Here is a 17,066-nt window from a genome sequence, read left to right as displayed (position 1 = left end):
GGCCATGAGCCAGATTTCCCTTACCCTTCCCGATGGCAATGCACGCAACTACGAGGCCGGTATCACCGCCGCCGATGTGGCCGCCGACATCTCCACAAGCCTCGCCAAAAAAGCAATCTCGGCCACGGTAAATGGCCAGCACTATGATCTGGCCTGGCCCATCGAAACCGACGCCGACATCGCAATTCACACCCTGAAAGATGAGGCGCAGGCCAACGAGCTCATCCGCCACGATTTTGCCCATGTCATGGCCCGCGCCGTGCAGGAGATCTGGCCCGATGTCAAAGTCACCATAGGCCCGGTCATTGAAAACGGCTGGTATTACGACTTTGACCGCAAAGAGCCCTTCACCCCCGAAGACCTCGGCGCCATCGAGAAAAAGATGAAAGAGATCATCAATCTGCGCGACACGGTTCGCACAGAGATCTGGCCGCGCGACAAGGCTGTGCAGCACTATGAAGCCAAGGGCGAGCCCTTCAAGGTCGAACTGATCGAGAGCATCCCCGGCGATGAGCCTTTGCGCATGTATTGGCATGGCGATTGGCAAGACCTCTGCCGCGGACCACATTTGCAGCACACAGGCCAGCTTCCCGCCGATGCTTTCAAGCTGATGAGCGTGGCCGGCGCCTACTGGCGCGGTGACAGCAAGCGCGAGATGCTCCAGCGCATCTACGGCGTGGCCTTCACCGGCAAGGAAAAGCTCAAAGCCTATCTCACCATGCTCGAAGAGGCCGCCCTGCGCGATCACCGCAAATTGGGCCGCGAGATGGACCTTTTCCACATGCAGGAAGAGGCCCCGGGCCAGATTTTCTGGCACCCCAACGGCTGGACTGTCTACACAACCCTGCAAGACTACATGCGCCGCCAGCAGCGCAAAGGCGGCTATGTCGAGGTGAACACGCCCCAAGTGGTGGATCGCAAGCTCTGGGAAGCTTCCGGCCACTGGGAGAAGTATCAGGAAAACATGTTCATCGTCGAAGTCGACGAGGAGCACGCCCGCGAAAAAGCGGTCAATGCTTTGAAGCCGATGAACTGCCCCTGCCACGTTCAAATCTTCAACCAGGGCCTCAAAAGCTACCGCGACCTGCCCCTGCGCATGGCCGAATTTGGCTCCTGCAACCGCTACGAGCCCTCGGGTGCTTTGCACGGTATCATGCGGGTGCGCGGCTTCACGCAGGATGATGGCCACATCTTCTGCACCGAAGAGCAGATCGAGAGCGAAACCGCCGAGTTCATCCGCTTCCTGTCGATGATCTACAAAGACCTCGGCTTTGAGGGCTTTTCTGTGAAGTTCTCCGACCGTCCCGAAACCCGCGCCGGCTCTGACGCGGTTTGGGACAAGGCCGAAGCGGCCCTGCTCTCGGCCACCCGCGCCGCCGGAATCGAGCCCACGCTCAACCCCGGTGAGGGGGCTTTCTACGGGCCCAAGCTTGAGTTTGTGCTCACAGATGCGATCGGGCGCGACTGGCAGTGTGGCACCCATCAGGTGGATTTCGTCCTGCCCGAGCGCCTCGATGCCACTTATATCGGCGCAGATGGTGACAAGCACCGCCCGGTCATGCTGCACCGCGCCACGCTCGGCTCGTTTGAGCGTTTCATTGGTATTCTCATTGAAGAGCACGCAGGCAAACTGCCCTTCTGGCTTGCGCCGCGTCAGGCCGTTGTCGCCACGATCGTGTCTGAGGCCGATGACTACGCCCGCGAAGTCTGCGCCGCCCTTCAGGCCGCAGGCGTGCGCGCGGAGCTTGATCTGCGCAACGAAAAGATCAACTACAAGGTGCGCGAGCACAGCCTTGGCAAAGTGCCGGTCATCCTCGCCATCGGCCACCGCGAAGTGGAAGAGCGCACCCTCACCGTGCGCCGTCTTGGCGAGAAACAGACAAATGTTTCAACATTCGATGAGATCGTGAGCACGCTGGCCAAATCAGCCACGCCCCCCGATCTTTTGTAACATTTGATCCCAAAATCCAGAGCAGGCGTCATAAAACACGCCTGCTTTCAGCGGCAGCGGCCCGAAATCCGCCAAAATCCCTCACAAAGCCTCCCATATGCGTGAAGCACGCGCCCGTGAATGGTGCGTGGCCCCCTTGGCCCTCTACGGTCGGGACACCGCACAAAGCGGTCCAAACGTGACTTAAACCGCAAAGGGAGTTCCAAAATGTCCAAACTCATGAAATCCGTCGCCGTTGCTGGCGCTGTTGCCGCCGCCCTCAGCGCCCATGGCACAACCGCTTCCGCCATGGAAAAAGAAAAGTGCTTCGGCGTATCGCTCGCTGGCCAGAACGATTGCGCCGCAGGCCCCGGCACAACCTGCGCAGGCTCTTCAACCGTTGACTACCAAGGCAACGCCTGGACCCTCGTTGAAGCCGGCACATGTATGGACATCGACCTTCCCGAAATGGCCGATGGCACAATGCGCAAAGGCGCGCTTGAAGCGCTCGAGCGCGACCTGCCCGCATAAACATACAGGGGAGGGCCACGCGCCCTCCCGCCCTCTTTCGGAGCCTTCACATGTTTGACCAGAGCCAAAGCAACCGCCTGCCCAACAGCGCAGGCCTCGGCTATAAGCCGCAGCACTTCGCCGAGATCATGAAAAATGCTGGCCCCGTAAGCTGGTTTGAAGTCCATGCCGAAAACTATATGGGCCAAGGCGGCCGCCCGCTTGCCCAGCTTCGGGCCCTCTCCGAGCGCTTCCCCATTTCCGTGCACGGTGTCGGCCTCTCCATCGGCGGAGAAGGCCCGCTGGACAGCGACCACCTTAGCCGCCTCAAACACCTGTGTGACTGGCTCAATCCCGCCAGCTTCTCCGAGCATCTCGCCTGGTCGTCCCACGACAGCGCCTTTTTGAATGACCTGCTGCCCCTGCCTTATAACGCGGCGAGCCTTGCCCGCGTTGCGAGCCACATCTCGCAGGTGCAGGATACACTCGGCCGTCAGATGCTTCTGGAGAACCCCTCTTCCTATCTCGCCTTTGAGGCCTCCGAAATGAGCGAGACAGATTTTCTGCGCGACCTCGCCGCGCGCACAGGCTGCGGGTTGCTCCTCGATGTCAACAACGTCTTCGTCTCCGCCACCAATCTTGGCTCTTCTCCCCAAGCCTATATTGAGGACTTCCCCCTTGAAAACGTGCACGAAATTCACCTCGGCGGCCATGATGAAGACGAAGACGACGCCGGCCAGCCCCTGCTGATTGACAGCCATGGCCGCGAGGTGATTGACCCGGTCTGGGCGCTGCTTGACCTCACACTTGAGCGCGCTGGCCCAAAGCCTCTCTTGGTGGAATGGGACAATAACGTGCCCGATTGGCCCGTCCTAGCCGCTGAAGCCGCCCGCGCTGGGGCCGCGCTCGCGAAGCTTCCTGCATGAGCCAGCGCATATTCTCCCAAGCGCTGCTCGCGCCCGATCTGCCCGTGCCCGAGGGCCTCACAGACGGCTACGGCGCCCCCGCAGGCAAGCGTTTTGCGGTCTATCGCAACAATGTCACCGTCTCGCTGATGGATGCGCTGGAAACAGGGTTTAGCGTGGTCGCCAAGCTCATCGGGGCAGAAAACTTCCGCAACATCGCCCGTGAATACCTGCGCGCCGAGCCGCCAAGCTCGCCTGTGATGATGCTCTACGGCGCGGGTTTTCCGGCCTTTTTGGCAGGTTTTGCGCCCTTGGCCAAATACGGCTACCTGCCCGATGTCGCACGGCTGGAGTATGCCCTGCGCGAAAGCTACCACGCCGCCGATGCCACCCCGATTGCGCCCGACGCGCTGGCACAGATCGCCCCTGCGGCGCTGGCCGATATGCGCTTTACACTCGCCCCCGCTCTGCGCGTTCTCGTCTCTTCGTGGCCGATCCACGCGCTCTGGCTCTACAACACTACCGCAGGCGCGCCCAAGCCGCAGGCGGTTGCGCAATCCGTGCTCATCACCCGTGCGGAGTTTGACCCGGTGCCACAGCTTTTGCCCCCGGGTGCTGACAGCTTCATCCGCGCACTGAGCACAGGCAAAACGCTTGGCACAGCGGCCCAACACGCCAGCGAAGCTGCACCCGCGTTTGAGCTGAGCACAGCGCTTGGACTGCTTCTCAGCACGCAAAGCATTGTAAAAATTTCACTTGAGGAAAGCGAATGAAAACTCTGATAAGTATATATAATCAGGCGTCGCAAAGGCTGTCGGACGCTTCAGACGGCGCACTGCCCCTGCTGGCGCGGCTCACCTTTGCCGCCGTGCTTTTGCACTACTTTATCGCCTCGGGCCTCACCAAACTGGGCGATGGCATCTTCGGGTTTCTCGCCCCCTCGGTGGGCGCCTATGCGCAGATTTTTCCAAAGGCCATGGAGGCGGTCACCTATGACATCTCCCAGCTGAGCGTCTTTCACTGGGCCGTTGTCACAGGTGGCACAATCGCCGAGTTTCTGTTGCCCGCGCTCATTGTTGTGGGCCTCTTCACCCGCCTCGCCGCCCTTGGAATGGTCGGCTTTGTCATCGTCCAGTCCCTGACCGATCTTTTCGGCCACGGCGGGATCGAACACGCCGGCACGCTCGGGGCGTGGTTTGACAAAGCCTCTGACAGCCTGATCCTCGATCAGCGCACGCTCTGGGTGCTTTTGTTGCTCACGCTGGTGTTCAAAGGCGGCGGCTGGCTCTCAGCAGACCGCCTCTTGAACCCCGCTCAAAGCCCCAGGGCGGCCTGAGTGTCTTCGCCCCAGCCAAGATAAAGCGCGCCATTGGCCTCGATCAAAGGCCGCTTCATCAAAGCCGGGTGGGCTGCAATCAACTCCAAGGGCGCGCCTGCCCGCTCCTCAGCGCTCAAGCCCCGCCAGGTCGTTGAGCGCGTGTTCAAAAGCGCCGGGCCAAACTGCGCCTCGGCCCGCGCCAAAAGGCCCTCGGGAAAGCCCTCTGCCCTGATGTCGACAAGCTCAGCGCCTGTCAGCGCTTTAAGCGCTTTTTTGCAGCTGTCGCAGGCTTTCAACCCGAATATCCGCATCACATTTCTCCCGAATCTCTAATTTCATTTGATTTTTACAAAATTTGTGTAAGCTTTCACCCAGTGACTTTCTATTTCTGACTTCCGCCCAGTCACCCTGACGGAACCACGAGATCGTGAGTGACGCCAGGTATATGAGGCCTGCCAGAAAAGGCCTCGCACAAGCGAAGAAGGAGAAACGGAATGCCAAATGGCACCGTTAAATGGTTCAACACAACAAAAGGCTTCGGCTTTATTGCCCCCGATGACGGCGGCAAGGATGTTTTCGTGCATATTTCCGCAGTAGAGCGCTCGGGCCTCACAGGGCTTGCCGATGATCAAAAGGTGTCCTTTGATCTGGAGGACGGCCGGGATGGCCGCCAAATGGCAACCAACCTCAAGACACTCTGACCGCGACACGCCCACAAAAATCTGGCGCGGAGGGCTTTCCTTCCGCGCCATTTCTGTTGAGAGCGGGCGTTACACAGCCGCTTTGGCCCGTTTTTCACAGCCTATTTTTCACAGCCTATTTTTACTGGCTCTTTTTTCTCAGACTCGCTTTTCGCTGCCCGAAAAGTTTACAGCCCCTCGAGCACGCATCCCCCGGCGTCCGAGGGCTGCCCAAAAGCTCTATGAGCAGCCTTTTTCACCCTCAATACAGGTGTCGCGCGGCAGATAGCGCACGGTGCGTGCCTTATAACGCTTGCGGGGGGCCGGCTCAGCCATCATGGAGGAATAGCTCACTTCCTGGTTGGGCGTGCCACAGCAAATAACACCTCCCATCACAATCGGAGACAGACCCGTCGGGCAGTTGTTTTCACCGCTATATGGGTAGGCGGGCATGAGATCGCCGGCCAAAGCCGGTGTGCCCATAAGAGCCGCAAAGGCCGCACCGAGGATAAGTTTGGATTTCATAACACGTCCCTCACACAAAATACCGAATTCACTTGCTGTTAGGCTACCAAGCCCTGCCGAAAGGTCAAATAAAATTCGCGCGCCCCAAGGCGGCGCGCGCCGGTTCAGCCCAGAAGAGCCTGAAACTCACGCCATTCGCCTTTGCTCATCCCCGAGCTTTCCTGGCTTACCTCTTCGCCCTTCAGCATCCGTTTCACCACATCAAGTGCGCGCCCCGAAAGCGTGGCGCCCCCCATGCGATAATCTTCAAAGGCGCCATAGGCCGCTGGCACCCAATCAGCCACAACCTTGCAGATCTCGTCGGCATAGACGCGGATCTCGTATTGGGCATGGGCATCTGCGCGCAAACGCAGGAAATGCAGCAAATTGTGCAGATCCACCTTCCAATACCATTGCGTATAGATATTGGCCGGCAGGTTCATCCGCGCCAACTCGCGGGCCAGCCCCTGCTGGCCCTCATCCGAAATCATCGCCTCATAATGATCATAGGCGCGCGCCGAATCTGCCTTGAGATACTCCAGAACCCGCGCCGCCTCGTCCCCCGAAAGCGCTTCGCCCCGGCCCTGGTTGTTCACCACCGATTGCGCCGCAAGCTGTTCGGGCGCAGGGATGTAAAACTCGCGGTCCAAAATGGAGTAGCGCGCGGAATACTCATTCACATTGGCCGTGCGGTGCCGGATCCACTGGCGGGCCACAAAGACCGGCAGTTTCACATGAAGCTTGATCTCGCACATCTCAAACGGCGTTGAATGCCAATGGCGCATCAAATAGCGAATAAGCCCCTCGTCATTCTGGACCGACTTGGTCCCCTTACCATAGCTCACCCGCGCCGCCTGGCAGATCGCCGCATCATCGCCCATGTAGTCAATCACCCGGATAAACCCATGATCCAACACAGGATAGGCCTTGTAAAGATGGGCCTCCATCCCTGCGCTGACCGCGCGCAGCGTGGGTGCGGAACTGGCGCGCAATGTCTCGATTTCGGCCTGCTGTTCGGGGGTCAGAGACATCTGGCGTTCCTTCTCTAGGGTCTGAGTCGCTGCCCACTATATCTTGCGAAAGCCGGGTAATGAAACACAAGAAACTGCGCCAAAATGCAACGGGCCCGGATTCATCTGCAATTGCAGCCCCCCGCCGATTGACAAGCCCGCTGCAAAGCGCAATTTTTGGCCCATGTTGTCGTAACGCGTGCGGTTGAGGGACCAGTTTATCATGAAATATCTTCTGTCTGCCATGGGCGCCCTGAGCCTTCTGGCCGCCTGTAGCGGGGATGGCACCAACCCGTTCACCCAACCAGGCACAACCACCCCCAACGCAACCCCTGTGCCTGCGCTGCTCGCAGGCGATGTCAGTGCGGTGGCCTATGATGCCAGCGCACAAACCCTGACGGTCACAGGGGTGCCCCTGATCAGCGGGCAGCAAACCACCCAGTTCACCCGCAACGCCGCGCTCGATGTGGCAGGTTATGAAGCCTACAGCGTGCAAGATGACGCCCTGTCACGACATGTGATTGCCCTTGTCAGCCAGTCAAGCAACAGCGGCGCCCTGCGCGCCGGGGTGGTCTCCACAGGCGGACAGTTTGGCCAGCTGCGCAACGGCGGCTATTATGAGCGCAGCGGCGCTTACACCCCGCCGGCCACAGGGCTTGTGCGCTATGCCGGCACCTACGCAGGCCTCACCAACATCAGCATCAGCGGTGATCTGCTGCCCACCGATCCCAACACCCCAACCGCCATCCTGCCCGGCCAATCGGCCCGCACAGAAGGCGATATCCTCATAACCGTCGACTTTTCCAGCAATGTTCTGGAGGGCAGTATTTACAACCGTGAAATCGTTGACACCGGCACGGGCCTGCCCACACTCATGCTTGTCAGCACACCGATCGGCGAAGACGGGACCTTTTATGGCACCGATATTTCCTACCAAGGCGACAGCGAGAGCGATGTCGGCGATTATGGTGGCCTGTTTGGCGGGCCAAATGCCGAAGCGCTCGGTGGCATTGTCGATTTGAGCGAATTTGACAATGATCTTCTGGGCTTGGAAAACGAAACAGAGCTTGGCGTGTTCGTGCTCGACAGCTGCGATAGCGCCGCCGGGTCGCATCCCACCTGCACCCCCTGATCATGCGCCGGCTTCTCTGCGCGCTCCTCGTGGCGCTGTTGATGCCGCAGCTGGTCTGCGCACAAAGCGCCCGCAGCTACAGCCTGCCGGAGGCCAGATTGGCCGCGCAAGAAGCTCTGACACAGCGCGCATATGGGCTGGCCTTGCAGCTGGGAATGGGGCTGCTGCAAGCCGATCCAAACGATGGCCAAGCCCATTTCATTGTCAGTCAGGCCCAAGCCGGGTTGGGCCAGCTTGCCAAGGCCCGCAAAGCCGCGCGCAAAGCCTTTGCCAAAGCCCGCAAACCCCGCGACCGGTTTACAGCCGCACAGGCTTCCGCCGGGCTCGCGCTGCGGGATGGCCGCTACGGCGCCGCACAATACTGGCTGCGCCGCGCGCTTGAGACAGCCCCCGCCCCTGCGGCGCGGCGCCAAACAATCGCCGATTTCAAGCGCCTGCAAGCCCTCAAGACCGTCACCTGGGATCTGGACCTTGCGCTTGGGCCTTCCAGCAATGTCAACGCGGGCGCCGAAACCGCCGAACTCAGCATCGACGGCCTCACCCCGGTTGGCGTGCTCTCCGCCGATGCCCAGGCGCTTTCAGGCTCCGTCGCCAAAGTTGATCTGCGCGCTCGCTACAAGCTGCACAGCACAAGCAACAGCCTTTGGCACTGGCAGCTGCGCGTGTTTCAACGCAACGTCCGCCTCTCGACCGCCGCCAAGGCGCGCGCGCCCGAGCTGCACAGCTCTGATCTGTCCTTTGGGCGCTACGAGCTGGGGCTGCAAAAACTCTGGCACACAAATCAACGCCCCCAACAGGCACTCCACGCCCCGCGCCGCCATCGGCTGTCACTCACGCTTGGCGAAACCCTGAGCGCGGGCAAAAAATATAGCAGCGCGCTGACAGTGGGCTATCTGCAACAGCAAAACCCCGCGCCCGGCGCATCCTTCGTCTGGGGGGGGCAGCTCTCACAGCTTACATACAGCGCCCCGCCCAAGCACCGAGGCACAGAGCTCGAATTGCGCGCAAATTTTACTAAAAATTTGGAAAATAAATCTTATTTTCAGGCGGGCCTCACGCTGCGGCACATCGAAACGGCCCAGATCAACACCTCACAACGGTCAGTTCTGGCGCATCTGCGCTATGGTTTTGGCCAGCCCGTCGGCCCGGCCAAACTCGACCTCACGCTCAGCGCACAACACAGCCACTTCGCAGACTATGCCATCGGGTTTATCCGCGTGCCCGGCGGGCGCACCGACAAGAGCGCCGCGGCCACCCTCAACCTGCGCTTTGAAAGCTATGAACGGGCCGGCTTTGTGCCAAGCCTCGCCCTGCAATATCAAGCCAGTCGCTCCAACATCAGCCGTTTCACGGCCCGCGGGGCCACGCTGACGCTGGGTCTGTCCTCCAGCTTCTGACTTGCCGCGCGGCATTTTTGCCCTAGGCTGGGGTGTCAAAAGGAGAGCGCTATGCACGTCAAATATCTGCACACAATGGTCCGCGTCAAAAATCTGGAAGAAGCGATCCGCTTTTACGAGCTGATCGGCCTTGAGAAAACCCGACATTATGACAGCGAGGAAGGCCGCTTTTCGCTGATTTTCATGGCCCCGCCCGGACAGCCCGAGTGCCCGGTCGAGCTCACCTACAACTGGGATGGCGATGCAGAGCTGCCCTCTGACAGCCGCCATTTCGGCCATCTGGCCTACGAGGTCGAGGACATCTACGCACTCTGCCAACACCTCATGGACAACGGAATCACCATCAACCGCCCCCCGCGGGACGGGCGCATGGCCTTTGTGCGCTCTCCGGACAATGTCTCCATCGAGTTCCTGCAAGCCGGCGCGCCGCTTGCCCCGGCAGAGCCTTGGGCGAGCATGGAAAACACAGGGCACTGGTGATGGTCCGGCGCGGGTTGGCAGCCCTTCTTCTGGCGCTTTGGCCCGGGCTGCTCCCCGCCCAAGATCTGCCCTGCCGGCTGGCGCTGGTCTTGGCGCTCGATGTGTCTTCTTCGGTCGATAAGGGCGAATATGCCCTGCAAAAAGGTGGGCTTGCCGCCGCCCTGATCGCGCCCGATGTGGTGCGGGCCTTTCTGGCCTCTCCTGCGCCGGTCGCGCTGACGATCTTTGAATGGTCAGGGCGCTACAACCACACCTTGGTTCAAGACTGGGTGATGATACGCTCGCGCGCGCATCTTCTGTTTGTCGCTGAAAATGTGGCTCGTTTTGAGCGCAGTTACAGCGAATTCCCCACCGCAATGGGCCATGCTTTGGGCCATGCGGCCGGGCGCCTTCAGGCTGCTCCGGAGTGCGCCGCGCAAACGGTTGATATTTCCGGAGATGGGGTCAACAACGAAGGCTTTTTGCCCCGCCACGCCTATCGCGCCTTCGCCTTTGACGGTGTGACAGTCAACGGGCTGGTGATCAATGGGGCCGACCACGAGGGCGAAACCACGCTTATCCCCTTTTATCAAAACGAAGTGCTCCATGGTCCGGGGGCCTTTCTGGAAGTGGCGCAAGGCTTTCGCGATTTTGAGCGCGCCATGAGTCGCAAGCTTGAGCGTGAGGTCGCGCCACAGTTCGTCTCCCAACTGGCCACCCCCGCCCCAATCCGGCCTCAATAAATATACCGGATCTGATCGGCCCAGTAACGCTCGACCCGTTTCAGCGAGCTGGTGATATCTTCCAGCCCCTCGTGGCTCAGCACCTGTCGGCTCACCAGCCCCTCGGCATGGCGCTGGAAGAGCTCGGCCACAACCGCATGGATCTTGCGGCCCTCGGCTGTGAGCTTCACGCGCACGGAGCGGCGGTCAATCTCGCAGCGCTGATGGTGCATATAGCCCATCTCGACAAGTTTCTTGAGGTTATAGCTCACATTTGAGCCCTGATAATAGCCACGGGTTTTCAGCTCTCCCGCAGTCACCTCGTTGTCGCCGATATTAAACAGCAGCAAGGCCTGCACCGCGTTGATCTCAAGGACACCAACCCGCTCGAACTCATCCTTGATCACATCCAGAAGGAGCCTGTGCAACCGCTCGACAAGTGCGAGCGCCTCCAGATACCCCGACATGAAGCTCGCCTCAGGTCCATTTCCTACTTGCATTTGAAAGCTCATTCTTTGTCTCCGTCGAAACTGCTCGAGGAGGAAACTGAACCAAAATGCCGAAAAATCAGTTAAATGCTGACCCGAATTGCTAAAATGCGAGATACATAATCCAAAACACCCGCGTTCAGCGGGCCGAAACCTCTGTGGCGATCTCTTCAATCAGGCCAAAAAACCCTTCAGGTGCAGGGGTTTGCCCACTCACCCACTGATAAAGGTCCTGATCGTTTTCATCCAATAGAGCCTCATATAAATCAAGCTCAGCCGCCGTCATCTGCTCCAGGCGCGCCCGGGCAAACCGCATTAATATGAGATCCATCTCTTTAATCCCACGCCGCATGGAGCGCATGGTGAGCCGTTTCAGACGCAGCTCCCGTGTCTCGGCCACCATCTTATTGCGCCCATGTGCGGAGTTTTTTCTCCAAGGCACCCAGCCGGTTGGCCGTGCGCAAGGCGCGGCTCTTGAGATCGACAATCTCTGCGAGAATTTCGTTCATATCCTTTTCCTCGCGGGTCACATGCTGCTCAGGGTCAACGCCCTCGCCCGAGCCATCCAGCAACCACATCATCGAAACATTGAGCAGCCCCGCCAACATGCTCAGCTTGTTGGCGCGGGGTTCGGCCATGTCGTTTTCCCAGTTTCGCAGGGTCACGATCTTGACACCCAGCCGCTTGGCCAGCTGTTTCTGGCTCATCCCCGCCGCCTCGCGCGCGCCCGCCACACGGTCTCCGAAGGTGGATGTTTCCGGATCAAACCAGCCTTTGCTCAGCTCTTCAGACATATCTCTCCTTTTCCGCCGATCTTCCTTGATCAGCCTCACACAGCAACCTAAGACGTATGCGACCCAATGCAAACCAGGTTTCTGCCCATGTCCTTCCTCTCAAAGACCCTTTCGCGCGTCAAACCGTCACCCACCATCGCCATCAGCACCAAGGCAGGCGAGCTCAAGGCTGCCGGCCAGGATGTGATCAGCCTCTCCGCAGGCGAGCCCGATTTTGACACGCCCGCGCATATCAAGGCCGCCGCCATCGCCGCGATCAACGCCGGCAAAACCAAATACACCGCACCAGACGGCATCATCGAGCTCAAGCAGGCGGTCTGTGACAAGCTCAAACGCGACAACGGCCTGAGCTACACGCCCAAGCAGGTCTCGGTGGGCACCGGCGGCAAGCAGATCCTTTACAACGCCCTCATGGCCACGCTCAACGAGGGCGACGAAGTGGTGATCCCCGCGCCCTATTGGGTCAGCTACCCCGATATGGTGCTGCTCGCAGGCGGCACACCCGTCATCGCCCCCGCCAAGGCCGAAAACGCCTATAAGCTTCAGCCCGAAGAGCTTGAGGCCGCCATCACCCCCAAAACCAAATGGCTGATCTTCAACTCGCCCTCCAACCCCACGGGGGCGGGCTACACATGGGCCGAGCTCAAAGCGCTCACAGATGTTCTGCTGCGCCACCCCCATGTCTGGGTCATGTCTGATGACATGTATGAATTTCTCGCCTTTGACGGTTTCCAGTTCTGCACCCCGGCCCAAGTCGAGCCGCAGCTCTACGCGCGCACGCTCACCTGCAATGGCGTCTCCAAGGCTTACGCCATGACAGGCTGGCGCATCGGCTATGCTGCCGGCCCTGAGCCGCTCATCGCCGCCATGCGCAAGATCCAGTCGCAAAGCACCTCTAATCCTTGCTCAATCTCGCAGTGGGCCGCCCTTGAGGCGCTCAACGGCAGCCATGAGTTCATCGCCGAAAACAATGCCGTCTTCACCCGGCGGCGCAACCTTGTGGTTGATATGCTCAACGCCTGTGAGGGCATCAGCTGCCCCAAGCCGGAGGGCGCTTTTTATGTCTATCCCTCCATCCAGGGGCTCATCGGCAAAACAAGCGCCGGCGGCACCTTGATTGCAACCGACGAAGATTTCGCCACAGCGCTGCTCAGCGAAACCGGTGTTGCGGTTGTCTTTGGGGCCGCCTTTGGCCTCAGCCCGGCCTTTCGCATCAGCTATGCCACCTCTGATGAAGCTTTGGTTGACGCCTGCACACGAATCCAGTCATTCTGCGGCTCTTTGGCATAATCGGTTCATCGGGTTTTTCATGGTTTTAGAGCTTCCTCCCTTTTATTTTCGCGTGCGAGAAAACGGAGCTCTGGTGTTTCGCGTTGATACCGCAAACCGCCAGAAACGGATCGAGATGGAGCCAATCGCCACGGTCAACATCCGCAATGGGGAGATCAAGCCCCAGGGCGGGCGGGCGCTCTCTGCCACCGATCTTGAGGCCATTGAAAACTGGGTCCAAGAGCGTCGCGGCCTGCTGGCCCGGCGCGACATGGATGACATCCACCGGGCGGTGGACCACCTCAACCTCACCAGCCAATGGGCCCAGTCAAAGGCCAGCGAGGCCCAGCTAGAGGCGGTCACCGATGCTCTCTTGCTTGCGATGCATGATCTGCGCACGATCCTCGTGCGCAAGAAAGCTGACCGGCTCGCCGGACCGAGCGCCGCACCACCAGAGCGCTAGGCGCTGTCGCTCTGCACTGGCGCAGCCGCGGCCACTGCGGGGCGCCAGACAAGGAACCGCCAAATCAGCAAGACCGCCGCAACCGCCAAGCCGAGCGCCAGCCCCAGCCAGATACCCACGCCTCCCAGCTCAAAGACAAACCCCAAGACATAAGAGGCCGGCACCCCGATGAGCCAATAGGCCACCGCAGCAATCACCATGGGCAGGCGCGTGTCTTGCACGCCGCGCAACAGCCCGAGCGCCATAACCTGGGCCGCATCCACCAGCTGAAACAGCGCCGCCGCCGCCATCAGCCCCACGCCAATCGCCAGAACAGCGGGCGCATCCGGGTCACGCGGGTCCAAAAAGGCACCCAGCAGCAGCTCCGGCACGAGCAGAAAAGTCACAACCGCCAGAACCGCAACCGCCAGAGACATCCCGAACACCGTGAAGCCGCCGTGGCGCAGCCCGGCCATATCGCCCCGCCCAAGCGCCCGCCCCGCGCGCACCGTGGCCGCATTGCTCAAACCAAGGTGCACCATGAAGGCCAGCGAAATCACTTGCATCGCAATGCCATGTGCCGCCAGCGGGATCGTCCCCAGCCAGCCCATCATCACCGAGCTGGCCGCAAACAAACCCACCTCCGCCAGCGCCGTGATCCCGATGGGCCAGCCCAGGCGAAAGACCTCGCCAAAGGCCTCCCAATCGGCGCGCCAGAAGCGCACGAAAAGTTGATGCTCAGGCGTGGCGCGCTGCGCATAGACCACGATCAAGGCAAAAGACAGCAACTGCACAACAAGCGAAGCCCAGGCCGCGCCCAAAATACCCAGCTCCGGCGCGCCCCAATTGCCAAAAATCAACGCATAGTTCACCAAGGCATTGGCAAATACCGCCGCAACCGTGATCCAGAGCACCGCTTGGGTCTTCTCCAGAGCGGCCAGAAAGCTCTTGAGCGTCATCACCATGAGTGCCGGGAAGATCCCCCATCCGGCCACCATGAGATACTCCGCCCCCAAAGCCGCTAGGGCCGGCGTCTGCCCCAGGGCCAGCAAGACCGGCTCGGACCAAATGAAAAACGGCATCACCGCCACGCCAAACATGATCGAGGCCCAAAGCCCCATCCGCGTCACCCGCCGCGCGCCACGCTCATCCCCGGCCCCCTCGGCCGCGGCCACCTTGGGCATCACGGCCCAGGCAAACCCGGACCCGAAAATGAAGAAGACAAAAAACAAGGTGCTCGCAAGAACCTGCGCGGCCAGCGCATCCACATCATACCAGCCCAGCATCAGCGTATCGATCAAATTGATCGACATCTGCGCCACATGGCTGCCCACAAGGGGCAAGCCGAGCACGAGATAGGCCTTGATGTGGTCGCGCGTTGTCTCCGTCATGCCAAAGGCTTACGCCGCAGCGCAGGCCACGGCAAGGCCTGCGGCTCAATCCCGGGGCGAACCGGCAGCTGGTTTCGCGAAACCCGTTGAATTCCGTGTCCTTTTGGCCGATAGAGGCAACAAGGGTGACGCAGGGACATGCGCCCGAACGCGCCACAAGGTTGACTGCTGCCATGCCAAACACCCTCTCCCCGAGCGACCATGCCGCCCTGCGGCTGGCCAAACGTTTTGCCCTCTGCCTGCTGGGGCCGGTGTATTTTCTCTACATCGGTTTTGTGCCGCTTGTGTGTGCGCGCCGCGCAGGCTTTCGGGGCTGGTATTGGCGCACCGTCAAGCGCGCTTGCACACGCCTCTTGTGGTTGCTCAGCATCCGCGTGACCATGTCAGAAGAGGACAAAGCCGCGCTGCTGGCCGATGACAACAGCCTCATCGTGATCAATCACCGCAGCCACCTTGACGGTTTCACCCTGATGGACACGGTGCCCGATGGCAAATGGTTCACCTTCGCCGCCAAGAAAGAGCTCTGCGATGCCGCCCTGCTGTCCACCGGCTTCAAAGGGGCCGGGCTCGTGGAGATCGACCGCGCCAGCGGCAAGGTCGCCATGGAAACGCTTACAAAGGCCGTGGCCGAAATGCCGGCGCGCCGCTCTGTCGTGCTCTTCCCCGAAGGCACCCGCGTGCGCACGCCCTCGCTTGGCAGCTTCAAGGCCGGGGCCGTTGTGGTGGCCCGCGACACAGGGCGCAGCATCCGCCCCATCGTCATCCTCGGCTCCGACAAGCTCCTGCCACGGGGCAGGTTTGTGCCCAAAAGCGGCACAATCACGCTCAAGGTGCTGCCACCTTTCGCCTGCGATCTGTCTGCCACGGTCGAAGACGACCTCGCCCGCCTGCACGCGGCCATGTCAGAGGTGTTTGACGCGGGTGCCTAAGGCTCGCGGAAGGCTTCGCGGCTCTTGTAAAGCGGCTTGAGCAGGTAGCTCAGCACGGTCTTTGCCCCCGTGTGCAGCTCCACACTTGCCTGCATCCCGGGGCGGATCTCGATCTGGCTCTGGCGCGCGTTGAGCTGGCTCATATCCACCTTGACCGTCACCTTGTAATGGGCCGAGGCGTTTGGATCACGGGTGGTCTCGTCCTTGAACGTATCTGCCGAAATCACATCCACCTGGCCCTTGAGGCTACCGTAAATTGTATAGTCATAGGCCGAAAGCTTCACAGTCGCCTCCTGGCCACGGCGAATGTTGGCAATATCCTTGGGCCGCACCCGCGCCTCGACAAACAGCTCCTCATCCAGCGGAATGATCTGCAAAATCTCTTCACCCGGGCGCACAACCCCGCCGATGGTGGTCACAGCCAACCCGTTGACGATCCCGCGCATCGGCGCGCGCAGCGTGGTGCGGCTGAGACGGTCTTGCGAGGCCTTGAAGGTCTGGCGCAGGGTGGCCAGCTCCTTGAGCGTGTCCGAATAGGCCTGCGCGCGCTCCAGCTCGGTCTTGGTGGTGATGTCATCAAACCGGTTCTTGGCATCCGCATAGGCCTTGCGCGCCCGTGTCACCTCAATCAGCGCAACAATCTTCTGTTTGAGCAGATCCTCCAGAAGCTGTTTTTCCTGTAAAGCCTGCTCCAACACCCGCTGCGCGCCCGCGCGGGCGGTGGTGTATTCGGTCTGGCGCGCCACCAGCAGTGCACGCTCGGACGCGACAATATCAGGGCTGCGCAGTTGCAAAACCTCCGGCACACCAAATTCGCTGCGCCCCTCGATCTCCGCCTCAATCCGCCGGCGGCGGATGTCGAGCGCAATCAGCTGGTCTTGCAGCTCATCCACCGATGATTGAAACTGCGTGCCGCGCAGCCGCGCCAGCACATCGCCCTCGTTCACAACCTGCCCCTCCTTCACCAGAAGCTCGGCCAATATGCCGCCCTCAAGGTTCTGGATGATCTGGGGCCGTGACGAAGAAATCATCTCGCCATCTGCGCGCACAATCTCGTCGACCCAGGCAAAGGCAGCCCAAAGGATAAACACAAACACCGTCGCCGCACAAAGCCAGATGGTCAGGCTCGGGCCGCGCAGCCGCGCACCCAACTGGTTTGAAAGCGGTGGCGCAGTGACAGACATCT

Annotated in this window: 21 protein-coding genes; 13 read left to right on the top strand and 8 right to left on the bottom strand. The window is 60.5% G+C overall.

Features of this window, described 5'->3' with window-relative positions:
• The first annotated feature begins 4 nt into the window (after nucleotides 1-4).
• From thrS to Q0478_RS02250, 5 genes are all read left to right on the top strand, one after another.
• Nucleotides 5-1,951, top strand: a complete 1,947-nt coding sequence (thrS, locus tag Q0478_RS02270) for a threonine--tRNA ligase (RefSeq protein WP_298675811.1) — start codon at nucleotides 5-7, stop codon at nucleotides 1,949-1,951.
• 207 nt (nucleotides 1,952-2,158) lie between these two features.
• Complete coding sequence (locus Q0478_RS02265; RefSeq protein ID WP_298675810.1) at nucleotides 2,159-2,461, top strand: DUF2282 domain-containing protein; 303 nt, start codon at nucleotides 2,159-2,161, stop codon at nucleotides 2,459-2,461.
• A gap of 50 nt (nucleotides 2,462-2,511) precedes the next feature.
• The gene (locus Q0478_RS02260) at nucleotides 2,512-3,366 is read left to right on the top strand and encodes a DUF692 domain-containing protein (protein WP_298675808.1); all 855 of its coding nucleotides are present in this window, start codon (nucleotides 2,512-2,514) and stop codon (nucleotides 3,364-3,366) included.
• A complete protein-coding gene (locus Q0478_RS02255; RefSeq protein WP_298675806.1) occupies nucleotides 3,363-4,118 on the top strand; it encodes a DNA-binding domain-containing protein in 756 nt (251 codons plus the stop codon). The genes Q0478_RS02260 and Q0478_RS02255 overlap by 4 nt, the downstream gene beginning before the upstream one ends.
• Nucleotides 4,115-4,681 carry a DoxX family protein gene (locus Q0478_RS02250; protein WP_298675803.1) on the top strand — a complete coding sequence of 189 codons (567 nt, stop codon included), beginning with the start codon at nucleotides 4,115-4,117 and terminating at the stop codon, nucleotides 4,679-4,681. Before Q0478_RS02255 ends, Q0478_RS02250 begins: the two co-directional genes overlap by 4 nt.
• Here the strand turns inward: Q0478_RS02250 and Q0478_RS02245 are convergent.
• Complete coding sequence (locus Q0478_RS02245; protein ID WP_298675800.1) at nucleotides 4,660-4,974, bottom strand: ArsC/Spx/MgsR family protein; 315 nt, start codon at nucleotides 4,972-4,974, stop codon at nucleotides 4,660-4,662. The two genes, Q0478_RS02250 and Q0478_RS02245, sit on opposite strands and share 22 nt — an antisense overlap.
• Before the next feature lie 183 nt (nucleotides 4,975-5,157).
• Here Q0478_RS02245 and Q0478_RS02240 point away from each other — a divergent pair, with 183 nt between their 5' ends.
• Nucleotides 5,158-5,364 carry a cold-shock protein gene (locus tag Q0478_RS02240; protein ID WP_298675797.1) on the top strand — a complete coding sequence of 69 codons (207 nt, stop codon included), beginning with the start codon at nucleotides 5,158-5,160 and terminating at the stop codon, nucleotides 5,362-5,364.
• A 219-nt stretch (nucleotides 5,365-5,583) separates the two neighbouring features.
• Here the strand turns inward: Q0478_RS02240 and Q0478_RS02235 are convergent, their stop codons facing one another.
• Together Q0478_RS02235 and thyX are read right to left on the bottom strand one after the other, a co-directional pair.
• Nucleotides 5,584-5,868 carry a hypothetical protein gene (locus tag Q0478_RS02235; protein WP_298675795.1) on the bottom strand — a complete coding sequence of 95 codons (285 nt, stop codon included), beginning with the start codon at nucleotides 5,866-5,868 and terminating at the stop codon, nucleotides 5,584-5,586.
• Between the two features lie 104 nt (nucleotides 5,869-5,972).
• On the bottom strand, nucleotides 5,973-6,878 hold the full coding sequence (thyX, locus tag Q0478_RS02230) for an FAD-dependent thymidylate synthase (RefSeq protein ID WP_298675793.1): 906 nt from the start codon (nucleotides 6,876-6,878) through the stop codon (nucleotides 5,973-5,975).
• A gap of 202 nt (nucleotides 6,879-7,080) precedes the next feature.
• Here thyX and Q0478_RS02225 point away from each other — a divergent pair, with 202 nt between their 5' ends.
• Genes Q0478_RS02225 through Q0478_RS02210 form a run of 4 tightly spaced genes read left to right on the top strand, consistent with a single transcriptional unit; the run spans nucleotide 7,081 to nucleotide 10,588 of the window.
• The gene (locus Q0478_RS02225) at nucleotides 7,081-7,989 is read left to right on the top strand and encodes a thymidylate synthase (RefSeq protein ID WP_298675791.1); all 909 of its coding nucleotides are present in this window, start codon (nucleotides 7,081-7,083) and stop codon (nucleotides 7,987-7,989) included.
• 2 nt (nucleotides 7,990-7,991) lie between these two features.
• A complete protein-coding gene (locus Q0478_RS02220) occupies nucleotides 7,992-9,386 on the top strand; it encodes a hypothetical protein (protein WP_298675789.1) in 1,395 nt (464 codons plus the stop codon).
• 51 nt (nucleotides 9,387-9,437) lie between these two features.
• Nucleotides 9,438-9,866, top strand: coding sequence for a VOC family protein (locus Q0478_RS02215; RefSeq protein ID WP_298675786.1), 429 nt, complete (start codon nucleotides 9,438-9,440; stop codon nucleotides 9,864-9,866).
• Nucleotides 9,866-10,588: a DUF1194 domain-containing protein gene (locus Q0478_RS02210; protein WP_298675783.1), complete on the top strand. Its 723-nt coding sequence runs from the start codon at nucleotides 9,866-9,868 to the stop codon at nucleotides 10,586-10,588. Before Q0478_RS02215 ends, Q0478_RS02210 begins: the two co-directional genes overlap by 1 nt.
• On the opposite strand, the gene Q0478_RS02205 is transcribed toward Q0478_RS02210, so the two are convergent.
• The 3 genes from Q0478_RS02205 to Q0478_RS02195 all read right to left on the bottom strand — a co-directional run bounded on the left by Q0478_RS02205 (nucleotide 10,582) and on the right by Q0478_RS02195 (nucleotide 11,849).
• The gene (locus Q0478_RS02205) at nucleotides 10,582-11,079 is read right to left on the bottom strand and encodes a winged helix DNA-binding protein (RefSeq protein WP_298675780.1); all 498 of its coding nucleotides are present in this window, start codon (nucleotides 11,077-11,079) and stop codon (nucleotides 10,582-10,584) included. The genes Q0478_RS02210 and Q0478_RS02205 overlap by 7 nt on opposite strands.
• Nucleotides 11,080-11,194: 115 nt before the next feature.
• Nucleotides 11,195-11,455: a succinate dehydrogenase assembly factor 2 gene (locus Q0478_RS02200; RefSeq protein ID WP_298676137.1), complete on the bottom strand. Its 261-nt coding sequence runs from the start codon at nucleotides 11,453-11,455 to the stop codon at nucleotides 11,195-11,197.
• A 4-nt stretch (nucleotides 11,456-11,459) separates the two neighbouring features.
• Nucleotides 11,460-11,849, bottom strand: coding sequence for a helix-turn-helix transcriptional regulator (locus Q0478_RS02195; protein WP_298675777.1), 390 nt, complete (start codon nucleotides 11,847-11,849; stop codon nucleotides 11,460-11,462).
• A gap of 87 nt (nucleotides 11,850-11,936) precedes the next feature.
• Here Q0478_RS02195 and Q0478_RS02190 point away from each other — a divergent pair, with 87 nt between their 5' ends.
• Both Q0478_RS02190 and Q0478_RS02185 read left to right on the top strand, forming a co-directional pair.
• Nucleotides 11,937-13,139: a pyridoxal phosphate-dependent aminotransferase gene (locus Q0478_RS02190; protein ID WP_298676135.1), complete on the top strand. Its 1,203-nt coding sequence runs from the start codon at nucleotides 11,937-11,939 to the stop codon at nucleotides 13,137-13,139.
• A 19-nt stretch (nucleotides 13,140-13,158) separates the two neighbouring features.
• Nucleotides 13,159-13,581: a hypothetical protein gene (locus Q0478_RS02185; protein ID WP_298675774.1), complete on the top strand. Its 423-nt coding sequence runs from the start codon at nucleotides 13,159-13,161 to the stop codon at nucleotides 13,579-13,581.
• On the opposite strand, the gene Q0478_RS02180 is transcribed toward Q0478_RS02185, so the two are convergent.
• A complete protein-coding gene (locus Q0478_RS02180; protein ID WP_298675772.1) occupies nucleotides 13,578-14,951 on the bottom strand; it encodes an MATE family efflux transporter in 1,374 nt (457 codons plus the stop codon). The genes Q0478_RS02185 and Q0478_RS02180 overlap by 4 nt on opposite strands.
• A 173-nt stretch (nucleotides 14,952-15,124) precedes the next feature.
• On the opposite strand from Q0478_RS02180, the gene Q0478_RS02175 reads away from it, so the two are divergent.
• Nucleotides 15,125-15,880, top strand: a complete 756-nt coding sequence (locus tag Q0478_RS02175) for a lysophospholipid acyltransferase family protein (protein ID WP_298675770.1) — start codon at nucleotides 15,125-15,127, stop codon at nucleotides 15,878-15,880.
• Here Q0478_RS02175 and Q0478_RS02170 read toward each other — a convergent pair.
• The gene (locus Q0478_RS02170) at nucleotides 15,877-17,064 is read right to left on the bottom strand and encodes an HlyD family efflux transporter periplasmic adaptor subunit (protein WP_298675767.1); all 1,188 of its coding nucleotides are present in this window, start codon (nucleotides 17,062-17,064) and stop codon (nucleotides 15,877-15,879) included. The two genes, Q0478_RS02175 and Q0478_RS02170, sit on opposite strands and share 4 nt — an antisense overlap.
• Nucleotides 17,065-17,066: the final 2 nt, after the last annotated feature.

The organism is uncultured Lentibacter sp., assembly GCF_937123735.1.
Taxonomy (GTDB): domain Bacteria; phylum Pseudomonadota; class Alphaproteobacteria; order Rhodobacterales; family Rhodobacteraceae; genus Lentibacter.
The sequence above is the reverse complement of the archived record's forward strand: the minus strand, read 5'-3'. Positions and strand labels throughout refer to the sequence as shown.

Bases quoted from the DNA above. Each gene is read 5' to 3' on its own strand.
- Q0478_RS02180 (WP_298675772.1), bottom strand. From the start codon at position 14,951: ATGACGGAGACAACGCGCGACCACATCAAGGCCTATCTCGTGCTCGGC.
- Q0478_RS02255 (WP_298675806.1), top strand. From the start codon at position 3,363: ATGAGCCAGCGCATATTCTCCCAAGCGCTGCTCGCGCCCGATCTGCCC.
- Q0478_RS02250 (WP_298675803.1), top strand. From the start codon at position 4,115: ATGAAAACTCTGATAAGTATATATAATCAGGCGTCGCAAAGGCTGTCG.
- Q0478_RS02170 (WP_298675767.1), bottom strand. From the start codon at position 17,064: ATGTCTGTCACTGCGCCACCGCTTTCAAACCAGTTGGGTGCGCGGCTG.
- Q0478_RS02210 (WP_298675783.1), top strand. From the start codon at position 9,866: ATGGTCCGGCGCGGGTTGGCAGCCCTTCTTCTGGCGCTTTGGCCCGGG.
- Q0478_RS02205 (WP_298675780.1), bottom strand. From the start codon at position 11,079: ATGAGCTTTCAAATGCAAGTAGGAAATGGACCTGAGGCGAGCTTCATG.
- thrS (WP_298675811.1), top strand. From the start codon at position 5: ATGAGCCAGATTTCCCTTACCCTTCCCGATGGCAATGCACGCAACTAC.
- Q0478_RS02235 (WP_298675795.1), bottom strand. From the start codon at position 5,868: ATGAAATCCAAACTTATCCTCGGTGCGGCCTTTGCGGCTCTTATGGGC.
- Q0478_RS02175 (WP_298675770.1), top strand. From the start codon at position 15,125: ATGCCAAACACCCTCTCCCCGAGCGACCATGCCGCCCTGCGGCTGGCC.
- Q0478_RS02240 (WP_298675797.1), top strand. From the start codon at position 5,158: ATGCCAAATGGCACCGTTAAATGGTTCAACACAACAAAAGGCTTCGGC.
- Q0478_RS02245 (WP_298675800.1), bottom strand. From the start codon at position 4,974: ATGCGGATATTCGGGTTGAAAGCCTGCGACAGCTGCAAAAAAGCGCTT.
- Q0478_RS02190 (WP_298676135.1), top strand. From the start codon at position 11,937: ATGTCCTTCCTCTCAAAGACCCTTTCGCGCGTCAAACCGTCACCCACC.
- Q0478_RS02215 (WP_298675786.1), top strand. From the start codon at position 9,438: ATGCACGTCAAATATCTGCACACAATGGTCCGCGTCAAAAATCTGGAA.
- Q0478_RS02195 (WP_298675777.1), bottom strand. From the start codon at position 11,849: ATGTCTGAAGAGCTGAGCAAAGGCTGGTTTGATCCGGAAACATCCACC.
- Q0478_RS02225 (WP_298675791.1), top strand. From the start codon at position 7,081: ATGAAATATCTTCTGTCTGCCATGGGCGCCCTGAGCCTTCTGGCCGCC.
- Q0478_RS02265 (WP_298675810.1), top strand. From the start codon at position 2,159: ATGTCCAAACTCATGAAATCCGTCGCCGTTGCTGGCGCTGTTGCCGCC.
- Q0478_RS02185 (WP_298675774.1), top strand. From the start codon at position 13,159: ATGGTTTTAGAGCTTCCTCCCTTTTATTTTCGCGTGCGAGAAAACGGA.
- Q0478_RS02220 (WP_298675789.1), top strand. From the start codon at position 7,992: ATGCGCCGGCTTCTCTGCGCGCTCCTCGTGGCGCTGTTGATGCCGCAG.
- thyX (WP_298675793.1), bottom strand. From the start codon at position 6,878: ATGTCTCTGACCCCCGAACAGCAGGCCGAAATCGAGACATTGCGCGCC.
- Q0478_RS02260 (WP_298675808.1), top strand. From the start codon at position 2,512: ATGTTTGACCAGAGCCAAAGCAACCGCCTGCCCAACAGCGCAGGCCTC.